Source organism: Erysipelothrix sp. HDW6B (assembly GCF_011301115.1).
GTDB classification, from domain to species: domain Bacteria; phylum Bacillota_I; class Bacilli_A; order Erysipelotrichales; family Erysipelotrichaceae; genus Erysipelothrix; species Erysipelothrix anatis.
This window is the reverse complement of the sequence record NZ_CP049860.1, coordinates 1,229,791-1,246,174: the sequence shown is the minus strand read 5'-3', so window position 1 is coordinate 1,246,174 and position 16,384 is coordinate 1,229,791. Positions and strand designations below refer to the sequence as shown.

General features: G+C 37.9%; 13 protein-coding genes. All 13 read left to right on the top strand.

Annotated features, from left to right (window positions below):
• Nucleotides 1-154: 154 nt before the first annotated feature.
• The 13 genes from G7061_RS06130 to G7061_RS06070 all read left to right on the top strand — a co-directional run bounded on the left by G7061_RS06130 (nucleotide 155) and on the right by G7061_RS06070 (nucleotide 16,314).
• Nucleotides 155-1,003: a MurR/RpiR family transcriptional regulator gene (locus G7061_RS06130; protein ID WP_159636216.1), complete on the top strand. Its 849-nt coding sequence runs from the start codon at nucleotides 155-157 to the stop codon at nucleotides 1,001-1,003.
• A gap of 79 nt (nucleotides 1,004-1,082) precedes the next feature.
• Complete coding sequence (murQ, locus tag G7061_RS06125; protein WP_166119724.1) at nucleotides 1,083-1,988, top strand: N-acetylmuramic acid 6-phosphate etherase; 906 nt, start codon at nucleotides 1,083-1,085, stop codon at nucleotides 1,986-1,988.
• 2 nt (nucleotides 1,989-1,990) lie between these two features.
• Nucleotides 1,991-3,136, top strand: coding sequence for an anhydro-N-acetylmuramic acid kinase AnmK (anmK, locus tag G7061_RS06120; protein ID WP_166119721.1), 1,146 nt, complete (start codon nucleotides 1,991-1,993; stop codon nucleotides 3,134-3,136).
• A 95-nt stretch (nucleotides 3,137-3,231) separates the two neighbouring features.
• Nucleotides 3,232-5,022, top strand: a complete 1,791-nt coding sequence (locus G7061_RS06115) for a sulfatase-like hydrolase/transferase (protein WP_159641223.1) — start codon at nucleotides 3,232-3,234, stop codon at nucleotides 5,020-5,022.
• 20 nt (nucleotides 5,023-5,042) lie between these two features.
• Nucleotides 5,043-6,830, top strand: a complete 1,788-nt coding sequence (locus G7061_RS06110) for an LTA synthase family protein (protein WP_166119716.1) — start codon at nucleotides 5,043-5,045, stop codon at nucleotides 6,828-6,830.
• 178 nt (nucleotides 6,831-7,008) lie between these two features.
• On the top strand, nucleotides 7,009-7,731 hold the full coding sequence (locus G7061_RS06105) for a WecB/TagA/CpsF family glycosyltransferase (protein WP_166119712.1): 723 nt from the start codon (nucleotides 7,009-7,011) through the stop codon (nucleotides 7,729-7,731).
• Nucleotides 7,728-8,837: a non-hydrolyzing UDP-N-acetylglucosamine 2-epimerase gene (gene wecB, locus G7061_RS06100; protein WP_159641235.1), complete on the top strand. Its 1,110-nt coding sequence runs from the start codon at nucleotides 7,728-7,730 to the stop codon at nucleotides 8,835-8,837. Before G7061_RS06105 ends, wecB (G7061_RS06100) begins: the two co-directional genes overlap by 4 nt.
• A gap of 14 nt (nucleotides 8,838-8,851) precedes the next feature.
• A complete protein-coding gene (locus G7061_RS06095; protein ID WP_166119709.1) occupies nucleotides 8,852-10,663 on the top strand; it encodes an EpsG family protein in 1,812 nt (603 codons plus the stop codon).
• 15 nt (nucleotides 10,664-10,678) lie between these two features.
• Nucleotides 10,679-11,872, top strand: a complete 1,194-nt coding sequence (locus G7061_RS06090) for a glycosyltransferase family 4 protein (protein WP_166119706.1) — start codon at nucleotides 10,679-10,681, stop codon at nucleotides 11,870-11,872.
• A 1-nt stretch (nucleotide 11,873) separates the two neighbouring features.
• A complete protein-coding gene (locus G7061_RS06085; RefSeq protein ID WP_159636242.1) occupies nucleotides 11,874-12,890 on the top strand; it encodes a polysaccharide biosynthesis protein in 1,017 nt (338 codons plus the stop codon).
• Complete coding sequence (locus G7061_RS06080) at nucleotides 12,890-13,999, top strand: NAD-dependent epimerase/dehydratase family protein (protein WP_159646213.1); 1,110 nt, start codon at nucleotides 12,890-12,892, stop codon at nucleotides 13,997-13,999. Before G7061_RS06085 ends, G7061_RS06080 begins: the two co-directional genes overlap by 1 nt.
• Nucleotides 14,000-15,127: a non-hydrolyzing UDP-N-acetylglucosamine 2-epimerase gene (gene wecB / locus G7061_RS06075; protein WP_166119702.1), complete on the top strand. Its 1,128-nt coding sequence runs from the start codon at nucleotides 14,000-14,002 to the stop codon at nucleotides 15,125-15,127. It abuts the gene before it with no gap.
• Nucleotides 15,124-16,314: a glycosyltransferase gene (locus G7061_RS06070; protein WP_166119699.1), complete on the top strand. Its 1,191-nt coding sequence runs from the start codon at nucleotides 15,124-15,126 to the stop codon at nucleotides 16,312-16,314. Before wecB (G7061_RS06075) ends, G7061_RS06070 begins: the two co-directional genes overlap by 4 nt.
• Nucleotides 16,315-16,384: the final 70 nt, after the last annotated feature.

Genomic DNA, 16,384 nt, shown 5'->3' with positions numbered 1-16,384 from the left:
GTTTGCACTTTTCTTTAAATAAGTTGTTTTTATAGTTCTTTTTGTAATACTGAGTACCGAAAGTACAGTAATTGTGGTATCTTTTGTGATATATTTCCCATTTATTAGGAAATACGTTACCATAAGGTTAAATAAGCAATTTTGGGAGGCTTTTATGAGTAGTATATATCGCATTAAGGAGAATATGGGGACCTATACAGATACAGAGTTACGGATCGCAAACTATATTCTTGAAAACAAGGAGTATGTTATCACGCTCTCATCACAAAAATTAGCAGAAGCGGTTGACTCATCTGCGGCAGCCGTTGTCCGTTTTTCGAAAAAAATCGGCTATAAAGGATTTACTCATCTCAAGGTGGAGCTTGCGAAATCAAAAGACGATATCGAAGTTATTGATTCGATTAATCGCTTAATTACACAAGACGATTCGGTCCAAACCATGATTCAAAAATCGAAGTTTGGAAATGCCGAAACTTTTGATAAGACATACAAACTTCTTGATGTGGACCAACTTGTAAAGGCAATCGAAACGCTTAAAGGGGCTCGTCGTATTTATCTGCTTGGAATTGGCGGTTCCAGCCTACCAGCACAGGATTTGTATCAAAAGTTAACACGAATTGATAAACAGGTGCTGTATTTTGATGATTTTCACTTGATGGTGTCTGCGATGACACACATAAATCAGAATGATGTCGTTATTGCGTTTTCCTATTCAGGCATGACGCGTGAAATTCTCATTGCACAACGTGAAGCAACTGAAGGTGGTGCTTGTGTTATTGCTGTTACTCAAGTTGGTCGTAATGACCTCTCACGATATGCGGACATCGTTTTACATATTCCAAAAGAAGAGTCAGAGCTTCGTTTGGGATCCATTGCATCACGATTTTCAATGCTTGCAGTTTCCGATTTACTTTATTTAGGTGTTGCGAAAGATGACATTGAATCTACCCGTAAAAAACTGGTTGCATCACGTCAAAGTGTCAAAACAATCCGCGATATTTAATAAAATTTCATAAAAAGTCAAAAGGGTTTGAAATAACATTTCAAACCCTTTATAATGGAATTAAAGTGAGGATGAGATTATGAAAATTGATTTGAGTAAGATAGGGACAGAGCAACAAAATAAAAATACGATGCATATTGATACGCTCGAAACGGAAGCAATGATTCGTTTGATTAATCAAGAAGATCAAGCTGTTATTGATGCAGTTGGCGCAGCTGTACCACAAATTGCGAAAGCAGTTGATGCAATCTATGAAACAATTTTAAATGGCGGACGCCTTGTATACATTGGTGCTGGAACATCTGGTCGTCTTGGGGTTCTAGATGCATCCGAAGTACTTCCAACATTTGGAATGGGTGAAGAAGCCGTTGTGGGATTAATTGCTGGTGGTGATGTCGCATTGCGTCATCCAGTTGAAGCGGCGGAAGATAATGAAACAATTGTAGTTGAAGATCTGAAACGCATTGATTTTAATGAGAATGATATTCTCTGTGCGATTGCGTCATCAGGACGTACCCCATATTGTGTTGGTGGCTTAAAGTATGCACGTAGCCTCAATGCTAAAACAATTTCATTGGCATGTGTTGCTGATAGTGTTATCGCACAATATGCCGATTATCCAATCGAAGCTGTCGTTGGACAAGAAGTTGTTACAGGTTCAACACGAATGAAATCAGGTTCAGCAACAAAAATGGTCCTAAACATGTTATCAACAGGGGCTATGATCAAATACGGTAAAGTATATGGAAACCTAATGGTTGACGTTAAAACAAGCAACGCAAAATTAGTTGAACGTGCAAAAGGTATTATCATGAAAGCAACGGGTGTTGACTATGACCGTGCTGCTTACTTACTTGATGCAAGCGGAAACCATGTGAAAACAGCAATTGTCATGCAAGAGACAGATACAACTCAAGCAGAGGCGAGAGCACTACTAGAAGCAAATGAAGATCGTATTGCACTTGCAATCGCAAATCGAGGCTAAAAATGACAGAAAAAATCGCTATAGGATTGATGTCAGGAACGTCATTAGATGGTGTTGATGCTGTACTTACGAAAATTAGTGGGTATGGTGTGGATACAAATCTTGAGGTTTTAGGATTTACATCACTCGACATCGATGACACACTTCGTCAAAAAATTCTCAATGTCAGTCACCCAGAATCATCACGTGTTGATGACATTACATCTTTAAACATGGAACTGGGAATGATTTGGTCAAAGGCAGTAACAAAATTACTGGATGAAACACAGTATGAAGGAGCAATTGACTTTATCGCATCACATGGGCAAACAATTCATCACTTGCCAAATGCGACAGCACCCCATGTCCGTTCAACCTTACAAATCGGTGATCCGTCTTATTTAGCGTATGATCATAATACTGATGTTGTCTTTAATTTTAGAATGATGGATATGGTTGCTGGTGGAGATGGTGCACCGTTAGTTCCATATACTGAATTTGTGCTTTATCGGGACGCTAAAAAGACCCGTCTACTTCAAAATATTGGTGGAATTGGTAATGTCACTGTTATTCCGGCCAACGCACAACTTGATGATGTCAGCGCATTTGATACAGGTCCTGGTAATATGATGATGAATGCTGCAATGGCATACTTTTACCAAAAACCGTACGATAAAGATGCTGCAATGGCGAAACAAGGCCATTCAATTCAAGAGTTATTTGATACTTTAGCAACGAATCCATACCTAAACATCGCACCGCCTAAATCAACAGGTCGTGAAATGTTTGGTGAAGATGTTGTTAAGGCAATTTGCGAGACGTATCCAAATCAAGCAAATGATGTGCTTTACACTTTGACATATTTTACAGCATATACGATCGCTCAAGCTTACAAAGACTTTGTGATGCCACACCACACTATTGATGAAGTAATTCTTGGTGGGGGAGGAGCATACAATCCACTCCTTGTATCATTAATTGATGAAATGCTTGACGGCATCGTAGTCATCACTCAAGAATCTCTAGGATTCTCAAGTGATGCTAAAGAAGCGATTGCCTTCGTAATTTTAGGGAATGAAACCCTGAATAAACAACCAAGCAATGTTCCAACAGCAACTGGGGCATCAAAACCTGTCATTTTAGGACAGATTCAACCAAAACCATTTTAAGCGCTACGACAGCGCTTTTTTAACGAAAATCACGAAATGTTATTGTTTTGTTAACTGAAAGTGATATCATAAAAGCATTGAGTGAGGGAATTAATATGCTATTTAATGTAAGTCTTATACTTCTGTTTCCGCTTCTAGGAGCATGGATACTAGTTAAAGCAACACGACAAACCATGAAGGTTCGCGATGTAGCAGCGCTAGCCATGTTATTAACGGTAACAATCGGCAATGCAGTGAACTGGATCATGCGCGGTAAATCAGTAATTGGTCATGTCAATCGCAATCCACGATTCTATGCATTACATATTGGTATTGCTCTAGTAGCTGTTTTAGCATCATATTTGATTATTCGAATGATGAAGAAAAACAATTATACAATCAGAATCTACCGGTTTTACACCGCAAGTATACTCAGTATCTTGTTATTTATGATTATTTATATTCTATGGATTCTAAGTACAATGGGAACACTAACCTTTGATATTGTGCTCAATAATCTAATTTCACCAATTAACACACAAACGGGAACGTTTGTAAATGACATAGTTGGTCTTGGTAGCAACTTCGTTGCCATCTTCTTTGGCTTCTTTACAATCGCTTACTCAAAAGATTTCGTTAATCCAATTCGTTGGAAATCACGCCGTAACACACCATTATGGCTTCGTTTCACAAATCGAATGAGTGTCGCCGTAATTGCGGTCTTAGTGGTATCATTATCATCTCAAGCGTTATATGTACCGCAAATTATTAGTTATGCATTGTCGAACGATACATTCTTTGAGGATCACTATGTGAATCCGCATGATGCAAACCTACAGTTTCCAGAAAAGAAACGAAATCTAATCTATATTTTCGTTGAATCATTGGAAACAACATATCTTGATAAAGAACGTGGGGGAAATCATGATGTGAATATGATTCCAAATCTAACACGTTATTTGGAAGGTGGAGCTGTTAATTTTTCAAATACAGATGCGCCTTATGGTGGAATTCAAAATGTCCCTGGCGCAACATGGTCAATTGCAGGAATGTCAACACAGATGTCTGGGATTCCTTATAAGAAACCTCCAGGAGAACGTGAGGATGGCTATGTTGAATCGTTTTTACCAGGAATGGTAAATCTTGGTGACATTCTTCACGAACAAGGTTACCGTCAACGACTGATTGCAGGAGCGAATGCCTCATTTTATGGCATCCGTAGTTTCTATGAGCAACACGGTAATTACGAAATCTACGATTGGGGTAAAGTTAAAGAAGTCGGTTGGCTTGATAAAGACTACTTAGAGTGGTGGGGCTTTGAAGACCGAAAACTCTTTGATATGGCCAAAATGTCATTGAATGAATTCAGTCAATCCGATCAACCGTTTAATCTTGTACTAGAAACTAATGATCTTCACTTTCCAGATGGATATACCGACTCGGCATGTGAAAAACCATTTGGACAACCTTATGCAAATGCAATTAGCTGTAATGACGCTGCAATCGGCGAATTCTTAGACTGGGTCGTTCAACAAGATTTTTATGAAAATACGACGGTAATTATCAACGGTGATCATTTAAGTATGGATGCAACATATTTCCAAACACTCGATCAATCATACGACCGTACAACATTCAGCATGTATCTCAATCCTGCTTGGGATAAAGCATTGCCGCAGACAACGCTTAAAAACCGCACATATTCTGCACTCGATGTTCTTCCAACTGCGCTATCAGCGTTAGGGGTATCGTTTGATGGATCGCAACTAGGAATAGGAGTTGATCTTTCTTCGGGAAAACAAACACTATCTGAAAAGTACACAATCGAGTATTTACGAAAAGTAATGGAAATGCGTAGTGAATTTTACGAATCAAACATTCTGACTGTTTCGTCAGATAATAATTAATATATCTACTGGAGGGAAGTATGTTTTTTCAAATTTTTATAACACTGATCTTACCGCTCATACTTAGTTTGGGACTTTGGTTTCTATCAAAACGAAATATCGATGTAAAGACACATTTTGGATTAACTGTCATTATGACGATAATCGTGACCAATGCTTTTAGTATCGTTAAGTATGATGCGAGTTTTCTAAATCAATATTTTACGGCAAAACGTGCCTTTGTCTATTTTTCGGCGATAGTATTTGTTGCAGCTATTGTTGCATTCATAATTTGTAATGCTAAAACCAAACTAAAAAAATTGCCAGTTTACAGAATGTTCTCATGGATTGCATTATCCGTAGTTTCTGTTGGTACACTATACTATTTATGGTTGCAAGGTTCATTAGGTAATATTACTTTTGATATCATTCTTTTCAATATCTTATCACCAATAAACTCCGAAACCGGAACATTCACACGTGATATTATTGCAATTACAGTACCAAGTGTTGTAAGTGTCATCGCGTGGCGCTTTGTCATTTACTCAGACATTCTCACAACACCGATTAATAAAGAAAGTAAATCACGCGTCGGAATCGTGCCTAAAATTTTTTCCCGAGCATTACCACTTGTTCTCGCAATTGCAGTCCTCATGCATGCATCGTATACTTTAAAAATGCCGGAAATTTATAATTATTTCACTTCGGACAATGAGTTGTTCGAAACGTATTATATTGATCCAAATTCGGTCGACATTAAATTCCCAGAACAAAAACGCAATCTAATCTATATTTTCTTTGAATCGTTAGAAGCAACATACTTTGATAAAGCAAACGGTGGTGCGATGGAGCAAAACCTTATTCCGTCACTGACAAAATACCTTGATGATGGGGAAGCTGTAAACTTTTCACATCAATCGACTTATGGTGGAATCCGTACTGTTCCTGGGGCAACATGGTCTATTGGAGGCATGGTAACCCAAACAAGTGGAATTCCATACGTTTGGCCACCAACATCACATGAAGATGGAACTGTCGAAAACTACATGCCTGGACTAACAAACCTTGGTGATATCCTTTATGCGAACGGATATCACAATCGACTTATAGTCGGTGCAAGAAGTTCAGACTATGGTGTCAAGAGCTTCTACGAACAACATGGTAACTATGATATTTACGATCGTCTCCATTACATCGAAACTGGCCAATCATCACATGAGTACTTTAAAGGTCAATTCGGAATTGAAGATCGTACCATGTTAGAATTCGCAAAAGAATCAATTCTTGAGATGAGTGCCGGAGATCAACCATTCCATGCAGTTGTAGAGACAGTCGATACGCACTTCCCAGATGGTTATGTTGATGAACTCTGTGATGCACCATCAATTCATCCTTATGAAAATTCAATTACATGTGACGAACGCATTGTTGCAGATTTCATTGATTGGATTAAAGCTCAAGACTTCTACGAAAACACAACAATCGTCGTTAATGGGGACCACTTAAGCATGGATAAGACATACTTTACAACGATTGATCCGAATTACGAACGTACGACATTCAATATGATTATCAATCCAGTATGGGATGAGTTGGATCCGAGCATCACTCGTAATCGAGGGTTTAATGCTACAGATATTTTCCCAACTGTTCTATCGGCTATTGGTGTAGAAATTGAAGGATCAAAACTAGGTATCGCAACTGACTTAAGTTCAGGCGTTCCTACTCTGACAGAAACTATTGGTCATGATCCAATCTTTACTGCCTTGGGTGAAACGAGCCAATACTATAACCGTAAAATATTCTGGAACAAAGACAACGAAGAATAAACCCTAAACCTAAAGATTTTCTTTAGGTTTTTTCTTATTTCTGAAATAAGTTTAGTGGTGAAGTAATCATGAGATATTCATCAGGAATGGTTAACTATGACCACCAAATATGATATTATAGATACAGATATTTACGAACTGAACGTATCGGTTTATAAGTGCCGAAAGGAATTGAACAATGAAAGACTTACTTAAAAAAGTCACGCAAATGCCGCGTGACGAAGTCAATGAATTTTTGACACAAAAAATTATGCAACACGAACGGGTCAACTTAGTGACAGCAAACCCAGAAATTATGATGCATGGAAGCCAAGATGAATCCATAGCTCGTTTTCTGCTTGATGAATCTACGCTCATAACTCCAGATGGAATCGGGGTTGTGAAGGGATACAACAAGCTTTTTTCAGCAGATATTAAACGCGTTACAGGTGTTGACACAGTGAGTGACATGCTCAAGATTTCTAGTGAGCAAGGTTTCTCGCTTTTTGTCTATGGTGCGAAACAAGAGGTTCTCGACAAATTTAAAGAAATTCTTGATATTGAATATCCAGGAATAGTTATTAATGAACTGCTTAATGGCTATGACAATACATTTGAAGATGCTATTGAAGCGATGAAAGGGTATAACTCTGACCTTGTACTCGTTGCGTTGGGAGTACCGCGTCAAGAACGTTTCATGATTGAAGCTGCCACAATTCAAAAAGGTGTATTTATTGGATGTGGTGGTAGTATCGACGTTTTAAGCGGTATGATTAAACGCGCACCTAAGTTAATCATGGCAATGAACCTTGAATGGCTCTACCGTATTGCATTTGATCCCAAACGCATGAAACGTTTTTGGAACAACCAAGTTGTGTTTATGAGAAAAATTTACAAACTTAAATCGGAGGAAAAACAATGATTAAAGTATTATCCATATTTGGTACACGCCCAGAGGCGATTAAAATGTGCCCACTTGTCAAAGAATTACAATCCCGCGAAGCGATTCAATCGGTCGTTTGCGTAACAGGGCAACACCGTGAAATGTTAGATGCTGTTCTTGAAGTCTTTGATGTTGTACCTGATTATGACCTTGCAATCATGAAACCAAAGCAAACTCTATTCGATGTTACAACTGAGATTCTCAATAGAATCAAAGAAGTGTTAGAAATTGAAAAACCAGATATTATTCTTGTACATGGTGATACACAAACAACATTCGTTTCAGGACTTGCTGCATTCTACATGCAAATTCCTGTAGGTCATGTTGAAGCTGGATTAAGAACATACAATATCTATTCACCATTCCCTGAAGAATTCAATCGCCGTGCTGTGGGTCTCTTCGCTGCGAAACACTTTGCACCGACACAACAGTCTTACGATAACTTAATTCGTGAAGGAATCTCCAAAGAACTTGTGGTTATTACTGGTAATACCGCAATTGATGCTTTAAAAACGACGGTTCGTGATAATTACGACCATCCAATCCTTCAATGGGCAAAAGGCAGTCGATTAATTCTTATTACTGCTCATCGTCGTGAGAATATTGGTGAACCGATGCGTCAAATGTTTAAAGCCATTAAACGCATTATCGATACTCATCCAGATACTAAAGCAGTCTATCCAATTCATATGAACCCCGTTGTACGAAGTATCGCAGATGAAATCCTCGGAGATGACGATCGCATTCGTATAATTGAACCGCTTGACGTAATTGATTTCCACAACTTTTTAAATGCATCATACCTTGTATTAACCGACTCTGGAGGAATCCAAGAAGAAGCACCAAGTTTAGGGAAACCGGTTCTAGTTATGCGTGATACAACTGAACGCCCTGAAGGAATCGCTGCTGGAACACTCAAACTTGTCGGTGTTGAAGAAACTCCAATTTATGATGCATTCTATGACTTATTGAATAATCAAGAAACTTACGATGCGATGTCTCATGCAACGAATCCTTATGGTGACGGAACCGCATGCGTTCAAATTGCTGACTCCATTATCCAAATGTTCCAAGATAAGGCGTAGAGAAGGGGTAAATTATGTATTATTTACTATTTATCTATCTTTTGGCAATTAGTTTTATCCCGTTGCCAAAGAAATACGAACAGAAAGACAAACTTATACGCTTAATCTTTGCGGCAGTGCCACTGATTCTTATTTCAGTTATGAGATATGGCGTGGGTGCCGATTACTTCTCATATCAATATCTCTACGATAAGACGTCTTATGTATCTACCTCTGTTATGCGATGGGAATTTCCCAACATTGATATTGGCTTTCTTTATCTGATGAAAGGATTCGGTCTGTTACATATCCCATATTGGGGCTTTGTTGCAATCCTCTCAACACTCCAAATTTTAGCAATGTCTTGGTGGATTTATCGAAACTCTGAAAATGTTGGTCTCTCAATGCTTGTCTACTATGCAATGTTCTTGTTTGTATGGAACTTTAGTGCTTTACGACAAGGTCTTGTGATCACATTTGCACTTCTATTATTTGATAAAGATTTTGAGATGCCTGTATGGGCTGAAATCCTATTAATTCTTGGATTATCGCTCTTCCATTCAAGTGCCTTAATTTTACTCTTGTATGTTATTTCAAAACGTATCAATATTTCCAGAAATGCGATACTTGTCATTTTTGTTACATGTATTGTTATCAGTTTATTACCATTCAGTACATTACTTGGAAGATTTGCTCATATTGAAATTGTGGCACGTTTTCTTGAATATGTCGGAACAACAGGGTATCGCAATCTACTATCATTTGCATCCTTAGCCAGAATAGCACTCTTTATAGGAACTGTCTTGTTCTATAAAGCTATTACTTCGGATACTTATTCAAAGAATATTGTAAATGCATTCCTTCTTGGATTTGCACTCTACCTTGCACTGTCATTTGCACCAGTTGCTGCGGGGCGCTTTGCATCCTATTACTATATTCTTGCAATTCTTGTATTCCCAATGATTGTAACGAAAGGTCCTGAAGTTTATGCACGTCTATTCTCAGCAGTCCATATCTTGATTACGAGTGCACTCGTAATTTTCTTGGGCGTTTCGCTAATGAAAGAAGTAAGTACAATGGCAGAACAAACAGAGTATGTTGGGGATGCACGAATGATGCCGTACACGACACTCATGAATAAAGATGCAACACAATTTAAGAGCACTTATGCTCATTTAGTTTATGATTATGAACAACGTGATGTTCGATATCTTGACTTTAAAGCTAAAGAACCAACGGTAACTGGCAACATTAAACCAGCCCGTGAACAAGATACTTTTGTATCGGTATGGTCAGAAAGTCTTCAAACATATATTTACTTGAACCAAAGAGGGGAACGTGTTACTGATTTAACGTCAAATACACGAAGTCCAATCTATGGCTACAATATTATGTACCCAAATTTTTATGGAGGATATCCAATTGATTCTGTTTACAATTTAGTAACTGAGTCAATTTCTGATCCACGCACAATTGGTCCTGAAGTATCGCTTGATTTCGCTCGCAGTAATGAGTACCCAGTGACTGTTGAGATGACGCAAAACGAACTTGATTCGCGAATTCTAGCTTTATTTGATGATGTAACACAAATCACGAGCATTTTAGAACGGACCTTCGTACAAAATGATTACAAAATCTACGAAATTGTCTTCCAAACCGTTCCAATGCATGTCTACACAGATATGGATAATAAACCATTGGTTGATCGTCACTTTTCAACTGGAACACGACTTTACAACAATGCGTTTATAGTCACAGAAGGTTTTAAAACTCGTGAGATTTATAATCTCGACAATACATTAATTTGGGTAGAACCCGCACAATCAACAAGTACGATTAAGAATTAGAAAGAAGGTGTCACTATGAATGTACTATTTCTGAGTTCAACGCATGCTGGCGTCGTCGACAAGGGAATTTATTCCGATCTTATGTTGTATTTCGCAACACAAGGTCATACTGTTACGATTGCTTATAGCAGCGAATCACCTTCAGTCGAAGTATCAGATTCATACGTTCATGACAAGATTCGTTATGTCATGAGCAAATCCGCAAAACTCACAAAAAATAAAAATATGATTCAAAAAGGAATTGCAACAATCACGTTTGATTCAAAGCTCAAACGTACGATAAAGAAAGAACTTGCCAATGAAACCTTTGATATTGTTCTTTACGCAACGCCACCAGTAACAATCGTAAGTACGCTCAAGTATTTACACAAAACAAATCCCAATGCATTCTTCTATCTAATGCTAAAGGATATTTTCCCACAGAATGCAGTTGACTTGAATATTATGGGAAAAGGAATTATTTACCGATATTTCAAACATATGGAAAAACAACTGTATGCATTATCTGATTTTATTGGAACCATGTCACCACGAAACTTAGACTATATCGTTGAAAAAAATCCAGATCTTGTTGATAAAGTTGAGGTACTTCCTAATACGACAAGCCTTAACACCGATGAAGGGCGACCTTTGAGTCGAAAAGAATTGGGATTGCCTGAGAACAAGAAACTTCTGTTCTATGGGGGTAATTTGGGGTTACCTCAATCTGTACCATTCATCCTGGAATGTTACGAGAAGATCAAAGATCGAGAAGACCTTGGCTTCGTTATTGTTGGAAGTGGCGCTCAGGCTGATTTGATTACCGACTACATAGCAAATGAAAAACCACAGTCTCTCTACTATTTCAAACACAAACCCCATCATGAGTACATTCAAGTGATGGCACAGTGTGATGTTGGTTTGGTATTCTTAGACCATAAATTTACCATTCCTAATTATCCGCAGCGAATTCTTGCATATATGGCACAAAGCATGCCAATCATCTGTGCAACAGATGAAAGTAGTGATATCGGAACAATCGCAGTTGCAAATGACTATGGTTTCGCAGTATCAAGTAATGATTCCAATCAGTGGCTTGAAGCAGTGGACGTACTAATCAACAATCCTGATAAAGCTATCCAAATGGGTGAGGCGGCATTCACTTACCTCAAAAACCATTACACAAGTGACAAAGCATATGACATTATCATGAAACACATGGAGGTATAACATGGACGAGAATACAATTATTTTAATCACCGGTGGTACAGGTTCTTTTGGACACGCAGTCGTTAGACGTTTACTTAACGATAATCTTGCTAAAGAAATCCGGATTTTATCCCGTGACGAAAAGAAACAAGATGATATGCGTAAAGAGTTTAATGATGACAGACTACAGTTTTATATTGGCGATGTACGTGATAAATCATCGTTAGCTTATGCAGTACGTGGTGTAGATTTCATATTTCATGCCGCAGCATTAAAACAAGTTCCATCATGTGAATTTTTCCCAATTGAGGCTGTAAAAACGAATGTAATCGGAACCGATAACGTTCTAGAAGTAGCGGTTGAGAATAATGTAAAACGTGTTGTTTGCCTATCAACCGACAAAGCCGCATATCCAATCAATGCAATGGGAATTTCCAAAGCGATGATGGAAAAAACATTCATTGCGAAAGCACGACTCGCACAATCAACAGGAACTGTAATCTGTGGAACGCGATACGGAAACGTCATGGCATCACGCGGATCCGTTATTCCATTGTTCTTTGACCAAATTAAACAAGGAAAGGCACTAACAATTACCAATCCTCAAATGACTCGTTTCCTTATGTCACTAGAAGATGCTGTAGATCTTGTCCTCTTTGCATTTGAAAATGGTGAGCCGGGCGATCTTTTTGTTCAAAAATCACCAGCAAGTACGATTGAAGATCTTGCGACAGCAATCTTAGAAATGACACATTCAGACGTTGGAACACGAATTATTGGGACTCGTCATGGAGAAAAAGTTTCCGAAACACTCTTAACACGCGAAGAATTTGTGAAAGCAGATGATTTAGGAGAGTACTACCGTGTACCTATGGATCAAAGAAGCTTAAACTACGATAAATATTTTATTGATGGTGAAGAACATCCGACTGAAGCAGAGTATAACTCTGATAATACATACCGTCTAAATGTCGAAGAGATTAAAGAACGGCTTGCAAATTTATTTGAAATTCAAGAAGAACTTTCGAGGTTTCAATAATGAAGGTTCTGGTAACAGGCGCTTCAGGATTCATTGGTAAAAACCTTATTGCATCACTTCATAACCTCGGTTATGAGGTTTTTGCGTTTGATAGAGAATCTACACAGCAAGATCTCATTTTGTACACAAAAGAAGCCGACACTGTTGTTCATTTGGCGGGAATAAACCGACCTGAAAATCCTGCTGAATTTAAAGAAGGTAATACCGATTTAACGCAACAAATTTGTGAATTGTTGGCTCAACATCAAAATCAAGCACCACTTATTCTCTCAAGTAGTATTCAAGCTTCCTTAGATAATCCTTACGGACAAAGCAAACATGATGCAGAAACCATAGTGAAAAATCACGCCGCTAAAAACAACAGCCGTGTTATTATATACCGTTTTTCAAACCTGTTTGGAAAATGGTCGCGCCCCAATTATAATTCGGTTGTTGCAACATGGTGCTATAACATCAGTCGAGATCTCGAAGTAAATTTATCGGATCCAAATGTCACCTTAACATTAGAATATATCGATGATGTAGTACACGAGTTGATTCGAGCAATCAATGGCAATCCAAATATTGATAATGAATCCATTGCAACAGTTCCTGTCTCACATACCGTAACATTACAAGAACTCTTGAACCTCATTCAATCCTTCAAGCAATCACGAATTGATTTGAGAATTCCAGACGTTGCGGACCCCTTGACACGAAAACTCTATAGTACGTATTTAAGTTATCTAGATATTAATGATTTCTCGTATCCGTTAATGATGCATTCCGACAACCGTGGAAGTTTCACGGAAATATTCAAGAATGACCATGCGGGACAAGTTTCTGTAAATATATCGAAGCCCGGAATTACAAAAGGTAATCACTGGCACCATTCAAAAATTGAAAAGTTTTTGGTTGTCCAAGGCGAAGGCACATTTCAATTTCGACATATTATTACAAACGAAATCATTGAATATCAAATCAATGATGAGAATATGACGATTGTTGATATACCACCAGGATATACTCACAATATTATTAACACCGGAACAACTGATCTTGTCACCATTATTTGGGTGAACGAGTATTATGATCCAAATAATCCAGATACATATAGCATGGAGGTCTAAATGAAAAAGTTAAAAGTTATGACTGTCGTGGGAACACGACCAGAAATCATTCGATTATCAGCAGTAATCAACCGTCTTGAGAGTAGTGATGCTATTGAACATGTTCTCGTTCATACAGGGCAAAATTACGACTATGAATTAAATGAAGTCTTTTTCAAAGATTTCAACATTCAAAAGCCTGATTATTTCTTAGAAACTGCAACAGGACAGCCAATTGGAACGATTGGTAATATCCTCATTAATATTGAACCAATTTTACAAAAAGAAGCACCGGATGCATTCTTGGTACTCGGTGACACTAATAGTTGTTTATGCGCGATTGCTGCGAAACGAATGCACATTCCGATTTTCCATATGGAAGCAGGGAATCGCTCCTTTGATCAACGAGTGCCCGAAGAAACAAACCGAAAAATTGTTGATCATATATCTGATATCAATCTTACTTACAGTGATATCGCACGTGAGTATCTACTACGCGAAGGTATTTCATCTGATCGAATCATTAAGACCGGAAGTCCTATGTTTGAAGTTATCGAATCACGACGTCAAGATCTTGAAAACAATACCATATTGGAATCTCTGGGTCTTCGTAAAGGACACTATTTTGTGGTGTCTGCCCATCGTGAAGAAAACATTAGTTCTGAGGTGAACTTCATGAATCTGGTGGATACACTCAATACCATAGCTGAAGTTTATGATATGCCAGTTATTGTTAGTACACATCCACGAACTCGAAATATGATTGAAAAGAAAAATATTACGTTCCATTCTAATGTTCAAATTCTCAAACCAATGGGATTTAACGACTATGTTACGTTACAAATGCACGCAAATGTAACACTTAGTGATAGTGGTACAATTTCAGAAGAGTCATCAATTTTGGGATTTAAAGCACTGAATCTTCGCGAAGCACATGAACGTCCTGAAGCAATGGAAGAGGCTTCTGTCATGATGGTTGGACTTCATAAAGATCGTATCCTTCAAGCATTACGCATTCTCGAGACACAATCAACCGAAACATTACGAACCGTCGCCGATTACAGCATGCCTAATGTTTCAGAAAAAGTACTTCGAATCATTATTTCATATACCGATTATGTTAACCGAACAGTTTGGCAAAAAATATGAAAGTACTCTTTATAAATTCAGTTGTAGATTTCGGTAGTACAGGTAAAATTGTACGACAACTGTCAGATGCACTTATTCAAGAGGGCCATGAAACACTCATAGCATATGGTCGAAATTATGATGAGAATGCTGCTAATTCATATTACATTGGTGATAAACTGGCGACGTACTGGCATGTTGGTATGACAAGACTTTTTGGTCAACACGGACTTCACTCGAATAAAGCAACAACAAGGCTGATTCGAAAAATCGAAAGCTACAATCCTGATGTTATTCACATACACAATATTCACGGATACTATCTTAACGTTAAAATGTTGATGAATCATTTGAAGAATAGACCTCATACGCGCATCGTCTGGACACACCATGATTGCTGGGCATTTAGTGGGAGTTCTGCATATTTTTCTTATAGTGGATGCAAGGTGTGGGATCAAGGCTGTGTTGAATGTGTATCGACAAAAGAATATCCTGAAGTTAAACTTTTCGCTAATCAAAAAGAAAACTTTAAATGGAAACGCGAAGCTTTTTCCAACTTTAATAATCTAAACATTGTGGTTCCTTCTGAATGGCTCAAAAATCTTGAAATGGATACTTTTTTTAATGAGTATCCAATTACGAGAATTTACAATGGCATCGACTTAGAAGTCTTTAAACCACAAGAACCAACACAAAATAAAAAAATTGAAATTTTAGGAGTCGCTAATTTATGGGAAACGCGCAAAGGCTTGCAAGATTTTATTGAACTCGCAAAGCGCTTGGATGAGCGTTATCACATAACTCTAGTTGGTGTTAGTGAATCACAAATTACAACGTTGCCCCAAAACATAACAGGAGTTCAACGTACTAATAACCAGCAAGAACTAGTTCAACTCTATAGTAATACTGATGTCTATTTGAATCTGAGTGTTGAGGAAACACTCGGTATGACGACAATTGAAGCACTTGCTACTGGAACACCTGTTATCACCTATGATAAAACTGCTGTGCCTGAAGTTGTCACAGAAGCAGTAGGGAAGGTTGTTGCAGCAAATGATATTGATGCCTTAGTGAATACACTTGAGACATTCTCATTTGATGCGTACACTATTGACCAATGTGTTGCACGCGCACATGAATTTGCAAAAGAATCGATGATCAAGAACTATATAAAAATGCTTATTAATGAAGAAACAGCGAATGGGTAAATTTGCTGTTTCTTCATTTATGTGAATGTTCACATATCCGTATGTTTTTAATCAAAGTGTAATACAATAG